Source organism: Acinetobacter sp. NRRL B-65365 (assembly GCF_001605865.1).
GTDB lineage: Bacteria > Pseudomonadota > Gammaproteobacteria > Pseudomonadales > Moraxellaceae > Acinetobacter > Acinetobacter vivianii.
In genome coordinates, this window is the sequence record NZ_LRPD01000017.1 from 1 (window position 1) to 15,983 (window position 15,983).

A 15,983-nucleotide genomic window follows, 5' to 3' on the forward strand; every position below is an offset into this window, starting at 1 on the left:
GAGGGGGTGTTTTTTATTGGGCGAATGGAAAGTAGGGTTTATTTGAAAAATAAAGTTTAGCATAATCAAAATATTGTTATTTTATATGAGAAAAACAGAGATAAAATAATATAAAAGTATAAATCTGTTATACAGCACCTAATTTTATTTATATAGCAGTGATGCCATGTAAGCTGTAAGTCATATGGAGAAATCGTGAGAGTCATTTTTATATTTACTCTATTATTGTCTGGGTGCACTATCACAGATATACCTTGTCTAGTGGGATGTCCGTTACCTGCTAGCGAACGTCTTTTGTATGATGGTGCACCAAAATCTCTCTCGGAAGTTGCGGTCATTGGTGAAAAGGCCTGTTGTGCTGAACTAGTAGAGATAGATGGTAAAGATATAATTCGTCAACGTCCTCTAACAAAAGGCTTTCATATCCTTCCTGGTTCTCATACAGTTACACTTCGTTCTGTAGCGGATGTAAATTATGGGTCTATGACGTGGAAGGAAGCAAAGAAAACTTTGTCATTTAACGCACTCGCGGGTCATACCTATTTACCAAGAAGTAGCCGCATCGGTGCCAATGAGGTCATATTTGAATTGAAAGACATGGGGATAGGCTATGATCAAGATTGTCTTACTACAAATAGAGGTGATGGTTTCGTAAAGCAGTCTGCTTGTTTGCGTGGCTATTCTCCCGATGACTAATTAACAAATTAATTCAGTGAGTATATTCGCTTGCACGGTATCTCTAAAATCCTCAAGTAAATTTAAGGTATATATTTCCATCAAATTAAAGTTTTAATTTTAGTTAGCACTAAAAATTGGATCATTGTTTATGAAACTCAACTCTTTTTCACCACTTCCTGAAGATGATGAACTACATCTTCCTGAGCTGGTGTATTGGGCATCCCTTGGTGATGTTGAACAAGTAGAGCAACTATTGGCAGAGGGTAGTGATCCTAACCAGACCGATGATGAAGGCTATAGTGCGCTACAGGCGGCTGCCGAGAATGATCATCTAGCGGTAGTCAAGCTATTAGTGAGTAAAGGTGCGAACGTGGCGTATAAGAGCGAATATACAGCGCTACAGCTTGCCGAAATGGCGGAGCATAGTGAAGTGGTTGCCTATCTAAAAAGTCTTTAAATCGCAGATAAGAATCATTAGATAAAAAGAAGCCCCGTTATTCTGATGGGGCCTCTTTTTATATTTTTAGTGTCCAAGCTTAAGGTCTGATGGGTCTAATTTGAACTCATCGTAAATTTCTAACTTTTTCATAATTACTGGTAAAACTTGATGTAATGTGCGCATTCCCACTAGTAATTCGTTCATATAAATATCTGGATGAATACGTCTTTCATTAAAGCCAAGGCTTTCTGCTTCAGCTTCATAACTAATCTCTTCTTGAGAATCATAAATAAGATTTAATAGTTCTGCTCTAAGCGGAATATTTGCACGAAAGGCATTGTCTTTAACAATATTGAGCCATTTCTTATAGTTTTCTAAAGTTTCATATCTAAATTCATTAAAATTAGGAGCTATTTCTGCTGAAATATCAATTTTACATGCAGCTAATTCCATTAAACAAGGTTCGATATTGACTGCATCTGTCTCAAATAAATCTAAATTTTCATCATCAATAATTTCTGCGATATAAGCAGCATAAAAACCGTAAACATCATTTAGAGCTAAAAATATATTCCAAATTAAATGAGAAATAGGATGGTTTTCTATATTTTCCATGAATATTTCATATGCTTCCTCATCTGAATTTTCATAGTCAATATCTAGTTCTACTGGGAAATAGAAAGGCGAAGTAAGTCCTAGTTGCTTAAGTATATGAAATGTATGCCAACTTAAGTTTCCAAAATTATCTTGTAAAGGTTCTGTGTTATATCCTGTTTCAGCTTCGTCATGCGCAATTCTTGCAAGAAAATGAATTAATTTATTCCATTTCTTTGCATCTTCTAATGAACCAGCCCTAAGAATAAATTCAGGTGATAATTCACTAATGTTTAATAATTTTTTAAAATTATTTTGCATATCTGATGATATGTACTCTCCTTTTTTCCATTTGCTTATTTGGGTGGGAGAAACGTTAAGACGAGTGGCAAGTTCTTTTTGAGTACATGAGAGCAATTTCATTGCTAATTCTATAAATGCTTTGCTATCCATTTGAATATCACTTTTATTTACTAAATTAATTTTATATTTAGTAAATTTATAAATCAATTAAATTATATAAAATTCTGTATAGGGTTTAAAGCTTGCCGAAATGGCAGAGCATCATGATGTAGTCGCATATCTTAAAAGTCTTTAAATCGCAGATAAAAATGATAGATAAAAAGAAGCCCCATCATCCTGACGGGGCTTCTTCATATTCAGCTTATGTCGTTGATATCCTATTAACGACCACTTCCTGTGCGTCTTATTATTCTCAATGAGACTTCCTGTCTCTCTATGATTTGTATAATAGGCGAAAAGTTGAGTTAGGGATATTCGCCAATGGCTGCGATCTGTGTACGTTTTGGCGTACATGAATGAGGAAGAAGTCATTTTCCATAAAAAAACGGAATCATAAAATTCCGTTTTTTTATATATTTTAGGTCTTAGAAATGTACATCTAAGCCAATATAAGGACCTTTAAAGTTAAATTTAAGGTCATTTTTTTCATAGTCATCTAGCTTGATATCCAAAATACGGTAGCCTGCTTTCAGACCAACATCAACCAGTAGATTGTCGATAAAGTTGTATTGTAATTCTGCTTGAGCATCCGTGATTTTGGCATCATTAAAGTTGCTATATAAGAGTTCTGCTTTCGCGCTCAAGCCTGTAAATGGCAGTTTTACCCCCGCCGATCCATAGATCACAGGTACAGTTTTATCGATATCTGTTTTGCTGATGTTGAGAGTTTTGACATCACCATTTAAGTTCGTTGCCCCTAAACCGACATCAGCATTTACAATCGTATCTAAAATTTCATAGTATAAAATGAAATCGGTATGATCGATGTTGAGGTCGTAAACAGGTTGACCTGCAACTTTATTATCCGTTTCTGTTTTTAAATTTACATAACGGATTTTTGCATTGGGAATCAATGGAATTGGATGCTCAACAGCAAGGGATACTTGAGCTGAACCTTTACGTTTAAGATCCTGATCAGGCGCAGCGCTTTGGTCGGCCATATTGGCTTCGCCATTGTAGTTCCAGTAGCTGAGGTCACCTTTAACACCAATAACATCGGCTTGCGCCAGACCACAAATGCTCGTTCCTAAAGCAAGCATTGATATTTTTAATAATTTCATTGCATTATCCTAATTAATATCGAAAACAGTAATGAATTGTTGTGAATTCACCTATGAATGGGCGAATCATATAGTGATCTTGGTAAATATGCAGTAGTCTAATTTTAAATTTTTATAAAGGAATAAATAATAATGACGGATAAACAAAGTGTGGTGGATTATCCGCTTTATGTGGCTGGGAAAGCCGTTACAACAGGTCAATGGCTTGAAGTCCATGATAAGTATAATAATACTGTTTATGCACGAGTCGCATTGGCAGATGCTAAAGTGCTTGAAAAAGCGATATCGGCTTCGGTGAAGGCAGAAGCTGAGATGGCAGCCTTAAAACCGTTTCAAAAACAAAAAATCTTACTGCATTGTGTAAAGCGTTTTAATGAATTGCGGGATGAGCTGACTGAGATTCTGATTGCGGAAGGTGGTAAGCCACGTGGTGCAGCAAGTGCTGAAGTAGAACGTTTAATTAATACTTTTCAGTTGGCCGCAGATGCGGTGACGCAGCTCGATGATGGGCAATTAATCCCTTTGGCGGTCACACCCGCTGCCGCGCAGTTTCGTGGCATGGTGAAGCATGTACCGATTGGTGCGGTTTCTTTAATTAGTCCATTTAATTTTCCTCTCAATCTGGTGGCACATAAGATTGCACCTGCGATTGCAGCGGGTTGTCCTTTTGTGTTGAAGCCTGCCAGTTTTACCCCGATCAGTGCCTTAAAGATTGCGGCTGTATTGGCTGAAACGGATTTGCCGAAAGGTTCTTGGTCGATATTGCCTTGTAATCGTGAGGCGGCGGATATTTTAGTGACTGATGATCGCTTTAAATTACTCAGCTTTACGGGTTCAGATCAGGTCGGTTGGGATATGAAGGCGCGGGCAGGTCGCAAGAAAGTGACGCTGGAACTCGGTGGCAATGCAGCAGTCCTGATTGATGCGGATACAAGCATTGATGATGCTTTGATTGATCGCTTGATAAGTGCTGCTTATGGGCATGCAGGGCAGGTCTGTATCAGTGTACAACGGATTTTAGTACATGCAGATATTTATGCTGAGCTGAAAAAGAAACTCATCGCCAAACTGAAAAAAATTAAGGCTGATGATCCTGCTTTAAGTACCACATTGGTTGGCCCGATGATTAAAGAGGCGGAAGCATTACGCTTAAAAAAATGGATTGATAAGGCTGAGAAGAAAGGGGCAAAAGTCTTGCTTGGTGGCAATCTACAAGGTGTTTTGTTTGAACCTGTGTTACTGGAAAATGTCGATGCCAAGCTGGAAATTTATAAAGATGAAGCTTTTGGCCCAGTGGCCATTTTAGAAAAATTTAAGGAATTTGAGCAGGGAATCGCGACCATTAATCAAAGCCGCTTTGGTTTGCAGGCAGGCATCTATACGCAAAATCTCAATAAAATGCTGTATGCGTGGGATCACTTGGATGTGGGCGGTGTCATCATTAATGATGTCCCAACTTTCCGTGTCGATAATATGCCTTATGGGGGCGTAAAAGATTCTGGTTTAGGTCGTGAAGGCATCCATTCAGCTATCCGTGATATGCAAGAACAAAGACTTTTGGCAATTAAACAATAGAGGAGGAAAAGCGTGGTGAGGATTTGGCTTGCCTGTTTTATGTACTTGATTTTTATAGATTGACTGCAAGGTCAAATTTACAGGCAGTTGAAAAATAATCAATTGTTCTGAAAAGCTGATATTTTCTTGCAGAATTTACAGTAAAAATAAATAAAAACAGGTATTGTTCGGCTATTAAAAGCAGAAAAACAATGCCCAATCTTTAAGGAAGATGGTTTGGTTTTTTGTTTGTTTGGTCTTGAAAATAAGAAGCTCACAAGGTTGAAGTTTCATCCAAACAAAACAAGATTTTTTATGGCATTTTCATGTCTGTTGGATAATAAAAAACTGAAAGCAGCATGGAAGGTCAGCAGGACAAATTTAGGTGTTTTATGGCAGATTCTCGTGAAAACTGGACATCACGATCTGGTTTTATTATTGCAGCTGTTGGTTCAGCTGTAGGTTTAGGTAACATCTGGCGGTTCCCGTATGTCGCTTATGAAAATGGCGGCGGAGCGTTTCTTATCCCTTATTTACTGGCGTTGATTACCGCTGGTTTACCTCTTCTCTTTTTAGACTATGCCACAGGTCATCGTGCGCGTAACTCTCCACCAAAAGCGTATCGTGCGTTATTCAAAGGTGGCGAGACACTAGGTTGGTGGCAAGTCTGTGTGTGTATCATCATCGGTTTGTACTATGCCAGCGTACTGACGTGGGCGGGAAGTTATGTGTATTTCTCGATTGGTCAGGCATGGGGCAGTGATCCTGAAAGTTTCTTCTTCAATACGTATTTGCAGACCTCGAAAGCGACAGGCTTTGATCTACAATTCGTGAGTCATTTGTTCTGGCCAATTGTTGGGATCTGGGCGCTCACTTTAATCATTTTATATGGCGGTGTTAAAAAAGGCGTTGAATTGTCGAATAAGATTTTCATGCCATTACTCTTCGTTCTATTTACCATTTTGGTGATTCAGTCATTACGTTTACCGGGTGCGGCAGAGGGCTTAAATGCATTCTTTACCCCGAACTGGTCTGCGATGATGAATTATAAAGTGTGGTTAGCGGCTTATGGTCATACTTTCTTCTCGCTGTCAGTTGGCTTCGGGATCATGGTGACTTATGCCTCTTATCTCAAACCAAAAACCAACTTAACTGGTTCTGGCTTGATTGTTGGCTTTGCCAATGCATCAACTGAAATCTTGGCAGGTATTGGTATCTTTGCTGCATTGGGCTTTATGGCGCATACTGCTGGTAAAGAAGTACACGATGTGGTGAGTGGTGGTATTGGTTTAGCGTTTATCGCTTTCCCGAAAATCATTTCAAGCTTAGGTGCTGGTGCTGACTTATTTGGCTTATTGTTCTTCTCATCACTCTTCGTTGCGGGTATTTCTTCAATGGTGAGTATTCTGGAAGTGCCAATTGCGGCAATGCAGGATAAGTTGAAATGGGGCCGTACTAAAGCCGTAACCATTATTGGTGGTGGTAGTGCGCTAGTTTCAGTCATCTTATTCTCAAGTGTGAATGCGATTAAACTGGTTGATATCGTGGATCACTTCATCAATAACATCGGTATTATTGGTGGTGCGTTGATTTCAATTATTAGTATTGCTTGGTTTAAACGTTCTGCCTTGCGTGAACTGCGTGATCACGTGAACCGTATTTCGACCATTCAATTGGGCAAAGGTTGGGATTTCACCTTAACTGTAATTACATCGTTGATCTTGTTAACGACTTTAAGCATGACCGTGTTTAATCTGGTGAAAAACGGTTACGATAGTTATAGCATGAGCTTACAAGGCATATTTGGATGGGGCTGCGTAATCTTCTGTGCTGTCGTTGCACTTGTACTCAGTAGAATCAAAGATCGCTAGGAGAGCCGATATGAATACTTCAGCAATTGTGATGATGATCATTTCAATGGTATTTTTATGGGGCGGATTGGCTTTATCGATTCTGCATCTGATGAAAAATCCAGAAGAACTTGATGATGTTCTGGAAGAAGTGAAAGATCATCATACGCTTTAAAAAACAGATTCAAAAAAAGCAGGCCTAAAGCCTGCTTTTTTATTTTGCTTAAGCTAGTTTCTTAATTCGGCAATAATAGAAACCATCGCCTGATTGTCCAGAAGGAAGTAATTGACGACCATAGCGCTGTTCAATGCCCCAATCCGCTTCAATTTTGATTTCTTCGGCATTTGCATGTTCCACAAAGAAAGCCGCCATTTGTTGCTCATTTTCAGCTTTCAGAATCGAGCAGGTGATATATAGCAAAGTACCGCCAACTTTGAGTTGTTGCCACATCTGCTGCAAAATCTGTTGTTGTAAAGCCACCGTTTGCGCGATATCGGTTGATTGTCTTAACAGACGAATATCGGGGTGGCGACGAATCACACCTGTTGCAGAACAAGGCGCATCCAGCACGATACAATCGACGGGTTCTGGTGCCTGCCAAGTGGTCGCATCAGCGGTAATAATCTCAACATTGTTGTCATTTAAGGCAAGACGTTCTAAATTTTCAGAAACACGCAATAAACGTTTGGCATCATGATCCAGCGCAATCAGTTTTTGAGGGTTAAAGCGCTCAAGAATATGCGCAGTTTTGCCACCTGGTGCAGCGCAGGCATCGACAACAACTTTATTATCTAAGTTCGGTAAAAGCGTCGCGCACAATTGGGCATGTTCATCCTGAACAGAAAAACCACCTTCTTCAAAACCCGGTAAATGGGTAATATTGCCTGTTTGCTCCAGAACAATACCAACATCTGAAAGCGTGCAAGGACGAGCATCAATCTGCTCTTCGTCCAAAATCTCTAAATATTCGTTACGACTGACTTGGCGTTCATTGATGCGTAGAGTCAGTGGTGCGACTTGTTTTAAGGCTTGGCATAGAGACTCTGCTTGCTCAGGCCAATCTTTTTTAAGTCGCTTGAATAACCAGCTTGGTAAACCATGCGTATTATTTAATGCTGTTTCAAATTCAGCTGTTTCACGTGAAACACGACGCAGAATCGCATTGACCAAACCACTCATTGGCTCAAAACCGAGTTGCTTAGAAGCATTTACCGTTTCTGAAATCGCCGCATGTACAGGAATACGCGTACATAAAATTTGATATAAACCAAGATATAAACAACTTTCTAGCGCTTCATTGTCTAATGGTTTTGTCAGCAATGGCAGGGTAATTGCTTTTAAAGAAAACCATTGGCGTAAACAGCCTAAAGTGAGTTCGTGATATAAACCACGGTCACGTTCAGAAACGATATTGATATGTTGATTCAGAACAGAAGACAAAGATTGCCCATTTTGAACGGCCAAAAGTGTTTTGACCACTTGTGCACGTAGATTTAAATTTTTTGTAGATGATTGGCTCATGGGAGAATTTGTCCAATATGCAATTTTTGAGTTTGGGCAATTTGTACAGGATTTAGGGCTTTAGCACCTGGCCATTGCAGACTGGTGAGGCACACCGCGGTATTGTCGCCGCAGGCAACGTGAACGCCTTGTTTATCGATTACAAGGATCTCACCGCTTTGTGCATCAGTTTTTTGATGCTGAGAAAGCATGGAACCCCACACACGTAAGGCACTGCTTTCATCCAGTTGAATAAACGCCACAGGCCACGGATTGAAGGCACGGATATTACGGTCGATTTGTACCGCATTCTGGTTCCAGTCAATACGTGCTTCTGCTTTCACCAATTTGTGTGCATAGACTGTCAATGCCTCATCTTGCACTTCACGTTTTTCAATGAATTCCTGCAAGCTTTGTTCGGATTCAAGCACGGTACAAATCGCTTCGGCGCCTTGATCTGCCAGTTTATCGTGCAAGCTGGCAGAAGTATCTTCGGCTGTAATTGGACAATAGGTTTTATACATCATATCGCCCGTATCCAGACCAGCAGCCATTTGCATGATGGTGATGCCCGTTTCAGCATCGCCTGTCGCAATGGCACGTTGGATCGGTGCAGCACCACGCCAGCGTGGCAGTAATGAACCGTGAATATTTAAACAGCCATATTTCGGGGTATCCAAAACTGCTTGTGGCAAGATCAGGCCATAAGCGGCCACGACCATGACATCTGCGCCAAGGGCTGCAAGTTCTTGGCGAGCTGCCAAGCCTTCTTCTGTCGATGCTTTAAAATTCAAAGGCTGATAAACCGGTAAACCGTGTTCAAGTGCTAACTGTTTAACAGGAGAAGGGGTGAGTTTTTGCCCACGGCCTGCTTTACGGTCAGGCTGGGTATAAACCGCAATGATCTGGTGTGATGTTTTTAATAATGCCGCCAATGCGGTTGCCGCAAATTCAGGCGTACCAGCAAAAATGATTTTCACAAAGACAATCCAACTAAAACTTGCTTCAAATTATAAGCGAAAAAGTGATGAGTCCCTAATTAGGTGGATTAATTGCTTTTGTACAAAAAAAGATAGGCCTGTTGGTCATCTGTTAAACGATAACTTGTAGTATGATGCAGAGAGCTCAGTATCATTTCGCCAGAGCGAATGTCCTATTCGTCTCGAGCACAAACTTGTTGGGAATACAAAATGCCTGATTATCGTTCAAAAACATCAACACATGGAAGAAATATGGCGGGCGCGCGTGGTTTATGGCGTGCGACCGGTATGAAAGATGAAGATTTTGGCAAGCCAATTATTGCGGTGGTCAACTCATTTACCCAGTTTGTTCCAGGTCACGTGCATCTCAAAGATTTAGGTCAACTTGTTGCGAGAGAAATTGAAGCGTCTGGTGGTGTGGCAAAAGAATTTAATACCATTGCGGTCGATGACGGTATTGCAATGGGTCATGACGGGATGCTGTATTCACTGCCATCACGTGATTTGATTGCCGATTCGGTTGAATACATGGTTAATGCACACTGCGCCGATGCGATGGTGTGTATCTCGAACTGTGACAAGATCACACCGGGAATGTTGATGGCAGCAATGCGCCTGAATATCCCTGTAGTGTTCGTCTCTGGTGGGCCAATGGAAGCGGGTAAAGTGAAATTCCGTGGCGATGAAAAGGCAATTGATCTGGTTGATGCCATGGTGGTTGCAGCCGATGAAAGCTATACCGATGAAGAAGTTCAGGCTTTTGAACGTTCAGCATGTCCAACTTGTGGTTCATGTTCTGGTATGTTCACCGCGAATTCAATGAACTGTTTAACTGAAGCATTGGGCCTATCTTTACCGGGTAATGGTTCAATCGTGGCAACGCATGCCAACCGTGAGAAGCTATTCTTGAAAGCTGGTCGTTTAGTGGTTGAACTGGCAAAACGTTATTATGAACAAAATGATGACAGCATTTTGCCACGTTCAATTGCAACCAAGGCGGCATTTGAAAATGCCATGACGCTTGATATTGCAATGGGCGGTTCAACCAATACCGTATTGCATTTACTTGCAGCGGCGCACGAAGCCGAAGTTGATTTCACCATGGATGATATCGACCGTTTGTCTCGTCAGGTTCCAGTATTGTCAAAAGTTGCACCAGCAAAACAAGACGTACATATGGAAGATGTACACCGTGCGGGCGGGATCATGGCGATTTTAGGTGAGCTGGATCGTGCCAATTTGCTTAATACGTCATGTCCAACTGTACATGAACCAACGTTAAAACATGCTTTGGACAAGTGGGATATTATCCGTACTGAAGATGCTGACGTTTATGAATTCTATCGTTCATCACCAGGCGGTATTCCAACGCAGGTGGCGTTCTCGCAAAATCGTTATTATTCAACTCTAGATGGTGACCGTGAGAAAGGCGTAATTCGTAATGCTGAACATGCTTTCTCTAAAGATGGTGGTCTGGCTGTGCTTTACGGCAACATCGCATTAGATGGCTGTATCGTAAAAACTGCAGGTGTGGATGAATCAATCCTGAAATTCACGGGTACAGCACGCGTTTTTGAAAGTCAGGATGCGGCAGTAGAAGCAATTCTGGATCATAAAATCGTGGCGGGCGATATCGTGGTCATTCGCTATGAAGGCCCACGTGGTGGACCGGGCATGCAGGAAATGTTGTACCCAACCAGTTACCTGAAATCGAAAGGTTTGGGTAAAGACTGTGCCTTGATTACCGATGGTCGTTTCTCGGGTGGTTCTTCAGGCCTGTCGATTGGTCACGTTTCTCCAGAAGCGGCTGAAGGTGGTGCAATTGGTTTGGTTGAAGATGGCGATACCATTCAGATTGATATTCCAAACCGTACTATTCACCTTGATATCGATGATGCGACCATGGCGCATCGCCGTACAGTTCAGGACGCGAAAGGCTGGCATCCTGCGGAAGAACGTAAACGTAAAGTGTCTAAGTCATTGAAGATTTACGCAATGCATTCGACCAGCGCAGCCAAAGGCGCAGTACGAGTTTTGTAATCCCTTTGAGTCCCTCTTTCAATTAAGGGGGACTTTTGTCTCATTTTATAAGATACTGAACATACTTATTGGCTCACCTGTTCTGACTCAGGTTTGAGCAAACTTATCCATATCTCAATTTATGACCATTAGAGGCTATCGACATGTCTTTGTTACGTCGTTGGTTTGATCCCATACGATCGAGTTGGTTCTACCAGAAACCTTCTCGTCAAGCGGAATTACCTACGGAACAGGGTTTAAGTATTTACCTACGTCTAGACGATGTTTATAGCTATCTTGCGGTGCAAGAGCTTGATCAGCTCAATGAAATCCTGAGTGATGAACTCAAACCCTTAAAAGTCATTATTTCGAGGCAAGATGCAGAGCCTCCGAATGGCATGTCCAAGCAAGACTGGCAAAGCTACTGTTTAAATGATGCGAAGATCCTTGCCAAGCAGCATCGCTTTGGTTTCGATGAAACCCCTGAAATACCGAGTGCAGAAGCATTACAACAAGCTGAAACAATTCTAAGAAATACCCCCCTCAGAGAACAAAACTTCTTACATTTGCTCGAAGATGTCTTCCACATGTTGTGGCAGCAGCAATACGGTAAATTGCGTACCTTATATGCAATGGCCTCCCAGCATCAAAAACCACAAGATTATCCTGAGCGTATTTTCAAAGATGTGCCTGTGATCGCCAGTTATTTTGAATTTGGTGAACGTAAATATCAGGCGGTTGATGATTTACTCCGTCTGACACGCCGTTTAAAACAACAGAAATTACTGACCGGGAATCCGATTTTCCTGATCAACCATATCGAGTGGCGCGAGCATTTAATTAACGATGGTGAGGCTTTGGCAGAAGTGCAGGCTTTACATCCGGAACTGGATCTGTATATCGCGCTTGAAGACCCAATGAGCTGGTTATTATTGGCTTATATCAAGGAAGAATTGGCCAATTATTATAATATCCAGTTGAAGGTTTATCCGCTCAGTTATCACGGTCGGGACTGGTTTGACTGGAGTCTGGCAACCCGTGTATCGAAACGGACACAAGTCGCATTTACCCCGTTCTGCCGACCAACCAGAGAAGCTACCTATGAAATGGCACGACTGTTCTATAGTGTGCCAGAAGAGCAGCAAGTCGATGGTATCCATGAGATTCTGGAATCGGTCTGGACACAAGGTAAAGATCTGTCGTTTAAAGCCCATTTTCAACGGATGCAGAGACGTCTGGGCATTGAGCAAGTGACCGAACAGGATATCGACGCACAGTTAAAACAGAATGATGAATTGTGCCAGCAGAAGCATCAGCCTGACTTTCCTGTATTGGAGTTAAGGATTGATGGACACAGCTATGTCTTCAATAGTCTGTATCGGGTCTGGATGATTGAAAGTATTCTCAGTAATGTGCTGGAAGAAAAATATAAAATGGCCTCAACTTTTGATTGAGGCTTGCTCCCAAAAATAAGAATAGGGCAAGCGACGGTTTTTTCCGTAGCATAGCTTCGAAGCAAAATCGGAGTTAAAGCGTGACTTTTCTAGCCATCATTATCGTAGTATTTGCCTTTGCCGGTATGATTAAAGGCATGATCGGACTGGGCCTTCCTGCGGTCTCCATGGGGCTACTGACCATCGCAATGAGTCCGTTTCAGGCTGCCTCATTATTGATAGTTCCTTCGATGGTCACCAATATCTGGCAACTGTTTGCCGAAGGTCGGGTGTGGTTGTTTATCCGCCGTTTCTGGACTTTACTGGTTGGAATCGTGGTGGGTTCGATCTGGAGCTTTTTACCGACTTTAAGTGAGAGTCATGGGCACAGCAGTGAGATTTTATTGGGCTGTATGTTGGCTTTATATGGACTGTATGGCCTCTGTGTGAAAAGACTACCTCATCTGGCTAAATATGAGCGCTGGTTGTCGCCTATTGTTGGCTATATTGGCGGCGCAGTGACCGTTGCAACAGGGGTGGTCATTATTCCAGTGGTGCCGTATTTGCAGTCCTTACATTTGAAACGGGATGAACTGGTACAGGCGCTAGGTTTGACCTTTACCGTTTCCACCTTCTGTTTGGCTTTTTTCCTGCATCACAATCCGATGGCTGGTATCACGCTGGATTATCGACTGTCTGCGGTGGCTTTAGTTGCTGCTTTATTTGGGATGTGGCTGGGTAAAAAAATTCGTTATCAACTTAATGAGCAACGTTTCCGCCGTTTATTTTTTATGGGCTTAATGGCCTTAGGGCTATATATGATTGCACATTAACCGCATTTAGCAAGAAGGGCGATGTTGCATCAAAAATTCAGCAAAATATTGATAGCCTTGTGGCAGCTGAGAGAAATCCTGTGCCGCTAACAGCAGTTTACGGTTCGCCCAAGCCCCCAGTAATTGTACCGCATGAAAATCATACTCTGGCTGCAAACGCTGTGCTGCGCGCGCGGGCATAATTGCAATCCCCACGCCTTTGGCGACGACCTCTGCAATGGCTGAAAAATTGGGTAAACGTAGGCGATACTGGATATTGAAGCCCAATAGCTTGGCTTGAGTTTCAATCGATTGTTGCAAAGAATGATGGGGCATCAGGCCAATAAAACCATAATTTAAGGCATCGACCAGATTCAGTTGTGTTTGCTGGGTCAAGGTATGATGAGCTGGACAGATCAGCACCAATGGATCACTGGCAAATTCCTGCGTTTGCAAATGACGCGTATCAAAGAAGCTGGAGACCAGTCCTAAACGTGCTACACCTTGAGTCAGTGCTTCAACAATTTCAGAACTTTCTGCCTCATGTAAGTCGAGATTGATCTCGGGATGTAGCATCAGATATTGCGGTAACAGGGGCGGTAAATATTCACTTTGTGCAGACGAATTACACCATAAAGTCAGTGCTTCAGGTGTCGTGGGGCGAAAGCGCTGCATGTCGTGTTCAAGCAGATCTTTTTGCTGCATGAGGCGTCGCGCATGCTCAGCCAAGGCATGACCCGCGGTGGTCAGCTCAACGCCCGTTGTTTGTCGAATAAATAAGGGGGTTGCAAAATATTGTTCGAGTTTTTTAATCCGCTCGCTGGCAGCTTGCAGGGAAATGGCTGAAAGCTCGGCGCCTTTGGTCAGGCTGCCTGTTGCCACAATATGAAGAATCAGTTGTAAATCAAAGAAATCGAAACGCATGAGCGGAACGTATTGAAATATAAAAGGCCATCATACTAAAACTGAGCGAGATAAAGATAGGCTAAAAGTGCAAGATGAAAAAAAGGCAGCGAGGAGGCTGCCTTCAATATTTTAGTTTTTATCTTTTAAATTAAACAGCAGGTTCAGGAAAATCGCTGCAAAAGTTGCAGTCCCGATACCCCCGAGATTGAAGTTACCAAACAATAATTCAAAGTTACCTGCACCTAAAATAATGGTCACTGAAGCCACGATCAGGTTTTTATTGTTTGAGAAGTCGACTTTATTCTCGATCCAGATTTTTGCACCTGCGATGGTGATTAAACCAAAGACAACAATCGATGCACCTGTGAGTACCGCATTTGGAATAGTACTGATGACTGCACCAAACTTAGGTGAAAGCCCTAGAATAATTGCAAATACACCTGCAATCACAAAGACCAGTGTCGAATAAACGCGAGTAACCGCCATCACCCCGATATTCTCGCCATAGGTGGTCATACCCGGCGCACCCACACCACCTGATAACGTGGTTGCAACACCATCGGCAACAAAGGCTTTACCCAGTTGTGGGGTGAGGTTTTCGCCAGTCATTGCCCCGACGGCCTTGATATGGCCCAAGTTTTCTGCCACTAAAATCAGTGCCACAGGTGCAATGATCAGAATGGCATTCAAATCAAAAGTAGGATGCGAGAAGCTTGGGACACCAAACCACGGTGCCGCTGAGATTTGGGAGAAATCAATCGGCTTGCCATAACCCAGACCATTGCTGGCGATGGCATAAATTGCATAGGCAATTAAAAGGCCAATCAATAGCAATAAACGTTGTAATAGCCCTTTGGTAAAGACCGCAATGATCCCCATACTCAGTACGGTGGTTAATGCCATCCACATTTCAAAAGGCTGACCTGCAACCCCTTTGATGGTTACGGGCGCAAGGTTAAGACCAATGATCATCACGATCGCACCTGTGACCACAGGTGGCATGAGTTTTTCGATCCAGCGAGTTCCTGTCAGCATCACTGCAAAACCGATCAGGGCATACACGATACCGCAGACCACAATCCCGCCTAATGCGACTGATAAGTTTGGATTAGCACCTGAACCCGTAATATGACCAGTTGCCGCTGCCACCACACCAATAAAAGCAAAACTTGAGCCTAAATAACTCGGAACTCGTCCACCTGTCATAAAGAAAAACAGGATGGTACAGATCCCTGACATTAAAATGGCAAGGTTCGGGCTAAAACCCATCAATAACGGTGCAAGGACGGTTGAGCCGAACATTGCAAATGCGTGTTGAACCCCTAGTACCGCGCTTTGTAAGGTCGGTAAATATTCATTTGTCGCAACAGGGCGATGATCGACCGTCCCCTGATACGGCTGCCATTTTGGAAACCAACTGGACATAAATTAGACTCATTATTTGATATCAGCGCGTATGATACCCTGTCTTAAAACGAGCTTTCACCTATAAGTCATTGAGAATATAGCCAGATCAGGCGTGAGGACTTTGTATTTTTACCTTTTGGTAAAATTTGTTTCAAAATAAGCTAGTGGAATTATTATTTATTTTGCTTAGACATTTTAAAAAATTAACTCTTTTATTTTCAAAATAA

The 15,983-nt window shown here is 42.2% G+C and carries 14 protein-coding genes; 8 read left to right on the forward strand and 6 right to left on the reverse strand.

Annotated elements, in window-relative coordinates; genetic code table 11:
• Positions 1–294 precede the first annotated feature (294 nt).
• Complete coding sequence (locus AWW72_RS08615; protein WP_155858552.1) at positions 295–696, forward strand: hypothetical protein; 402 nt, start codon at positions 295–297, stop codon at positions 694–696.
• A gap of 130 nt (positions 697–826) precedes the next feature.
• Positions 827–1,135 (forward strand): ankyrin repeat domain-containing protein, encoded by a 309-nt coding sequence (locus AWW72_RS08620; RefSeq protein ID WP_062847070.1) that lies wholly within the window; start codon positions 827–829, stop codon positions 1,133–1,135.
• Positions 1,136–1,201: 66 nt separating this feature from the next.
• On the opposite strand, the gene AWW72_RS08625 is transcribed toward AWW72_RS08620, so the two are convergent.
• Positions 1,202–2,164 carry a helix-turn-helix domain-containing protein gene (locus AWW72_RS08625; protein ID WP_062847097.1) on the reverse strand — a complete coding sequence of 321 codons (963 nt, stop codon included), beginning with the start codon at positions 2,162–2,164 and terminating at the stop codon, positions 1,202–1,204.
• Between the two features lie 434 nt (positions 2,165–2,598).
• A complete protein-coding gene (locus AWW72_RS08630) occupies positions 2,599–3,294 on the reverse strand; it encodes a TIGR04219 family outer membrane beta-barrel protein (RefSeq protein ID WP_004776433.1) in 696 nt (231 codons plus the stop codon).
• Positions 3,295–3,426: 132 nt separating this feature from the next.
• On the opposite strand from AWW72_RS08630, the gene AWW72_RS08635 reads away from it, so the two are divergent.
• The 3 genes from AWW72_RS08635 (at position 3,427) to AWW72_RS19140 (ending at position 6,873) form a co-directional block, all read left to right on the forward strand.
• Positions 3,427–4,869, forward strand: coding sequence for an aldehyde dehydrogenase family protein (locus AWW72_RS08635; protein ID WP_062847071.1), 1,443 nt, complete (start codon positions 3,427–3,429; stop codon positions 4,867–4,869).
• A gap of 371 nt (positions 4,870–5,240) precedes the next feature.
• Complete coding sequence (locus AWW72_RS08640) at positions 5,241–6,719, forward strand: sodium-dependent transporter (RefSeq protein WP_047429807.1); 1,479 nt, start codon at positions 5,241–5,243, stop codon at positions 6,717–6,719.
• A 10-nt stretch (positions 6,720–6,729) separates the two neighbouring features.
• Complete coding sequence (locus AWW72_RS19140; protein ID WP_004776428.1) at positions 6,730–6,873, forward strand: methionine/alanine import family NSS transporter small subunit; 144 nt, start codon at positions 6,730–6,732, stop codon at positions 6,871–6,873.
• Between the two features lie 48 nt (positions 6,874–6,921).
• Here the strand turns inward: AWW72_RS19140 and rsmB are convergent, their stop codons facing one another.
• Both rsmB and fmt read right to left on the reverse strand, forming a co-directional pair.
• The gene (gene rsmB, locus AWW72_RS08645) at positions 6,922–8,220 is read right to left on the reverse strand and encodes a 16S rRNA (cytosine(967)-C(5))-methyltransferase RsmB (RefSeq protein WP_062847072.1); all 1,299 of its coding nucleotides are present in this window, start codon (positions 8,218–8,220) and stop codon (positions 6,922–6,924) included.
• Positions 8,217–9,179, reverse strand: a complete 963-nt coding sequence (fmt, locus tag AWW72_RS08650) for a methionyl-tRNA formyltransferase (protein WP_062847073.1) — start codon at positions 9,177–9,179, stop codon at positions 8,217–8,219. Before fmt ends, rsmB begins: the two co-directional genes overlap by 4 nt.
• A 210-nt stretch (positions 9,180–9,389) precedes the next feature.
• Between fmt and ilvD the strand changes: the two genes are divergently transcribed.
• The 3 genes from ilvD (at position 9,390) to AWW72_RS08665 (ending at position 13,464) form a co-directional block, all read left to right on the forward strand.
• Positions 9,390–11,219, forward strand: coding sequence for a dihydroxy-acid dehydratase (gene ilvD, locus AWW72_RS08655; protein ID WP_047429814.1), 1,830 nt, complete (start codon positions 9,390–9,392; stop codon positions 11,217–11,219).
• 143 nt (positions 11,220–11,362) lie between these two features.
• Positions 11,363–12,652: a hypothetical protein gene (locus AWW72_RS08660; RefSeq protein ID WP_062847074.1), complete on the forward strand. Its 1,290-nt coding sequence runs from the start codon at positions 11,363–11,365 to the stop codon at positions 12,650–12,652.
• An 80-nt stretch (positions 12,653–12,732) separates the two neighbouring features.
• Positions 12,733–13,464, forward strand: coding sequence for a sulfite exporter TauE/SafE family protein (locus tag AWW72_RS08665; protein WP_062847075.1), 732 nt, complete (start codon positions 12,733–12,735; stop codon positions 13,462–13,464).
• 6 nt (positions 13,465–13,470) lie between these two features.
• Here AWW72_RS08665 and AWW72_RS08670 read toward each other — a convergent pair whose 3' ends face one another.
• Both AWW72_RS08670 and AWW72_RS08675 read right to left on the reverse strand, forming a co-directional pair.
• Entirely contained in the window at positions 13,471–14,367 is an 897-nt protein-coding gene (locus AWW72_RS08670; RefSeq protein ID WP_062847076.1) for a LysR family transcriptional regulator, read from the reverse strand.
• 111 nt (positions 14,368–14,478) lie between these two features.
• The gene (locus tag AWW72_RS08675) at positions 14,479–15,774 is read right to left on the reverse strand and encodes a solute carrier family 23 protein (RefSeq protein WP_062847077.1); all 1,296 of its coding nucleotides are present in this window, start codon (positions 15,772–15,774) and stop codon (positions 14,479–14,481) included.
• Positions 15,775–15,983: the final 209 nt, after the last annotated feature.

Excerpts from the sequence above, each read along its gene's own strand:
- AWW72_RS08675 (WP_062847077.1), bottom strand. The coding sequence starts at position 15,774 with ATGTCCAGTTGGTTTCCAAAATGGCAGCCGTATCAGGGGACGGTCGAT.
- AWW72_RS08620 (WP_062847070.1), top strand. The coding sequence starts at position 827 with ATGAAACTCAACTCTTTTTCACCACTTCCTGAAGATGATGAACTACAT.
- AWW72_RS08630 (WP_004776433.1), bottom strand. The coding sequence starts at position 3,294 with ATGAAATTATTAAAAATATCAATGCTTGCTTTAGGAACGAGCATTTGT.
- AWW72_RS08670 (WP_062847076.1), bottom strand. The coding sequence starts at position 14,367 with ATGCGTTTCGATTTCTTTGATTTACAACTGATTCTTCATATTGTGGCA.
- rsmB (WP_062847072.1), bottom strand. The coding sequence starts at position 8,220 with ATGAGCCAATCATCTACAAAAAATTTAAATCTACGTGCACAAGTGGTC.
- AWW72_RS08640 (WP_047429807.1), top strand. The coding sequence starts at position 5,241 with ATGGCAGATTCTCGTGAAAACTGGACATCACGATCTGGTTTTATTATT.
- AWW72_RS08635 (WP_062847071.1), top strand. The coding sequence starts at position 3,427 with ATGACGGATAAACAAAGTGTGGTGGATTATCCGCTTTATGTGGCTGGG.
- ilvD (WP_047429814.1), top strand. The coding sequence starts at position 9,390 with ATGCCTGATTATCGTTCAAAAACATCAACACATGGAAGAAATATGGCG.
- AWW72_RS08625 (WP_062847097.1), bottom strand. The coding sequence starts at position 2,164 with ATGGATAGCAAAGCATTTATAGAATTAGCAATGAAATTGCTCTCATGT.
- AWW72_RS19140 (WP_004776428.1), top strand. The coding sequence starts at position 6,730 with ATGAATACTTCAGCAATTGTGATGATGATCATTTCAATGGTATTTTTA.
- AWW72_RS08660 (WP_062847074.1), top strand. The coding sequence starts at position 11,363 with ATGTCTTTGTTACGTCGTTGGTTTGATCCCATACGATCGAGTTGGTTC.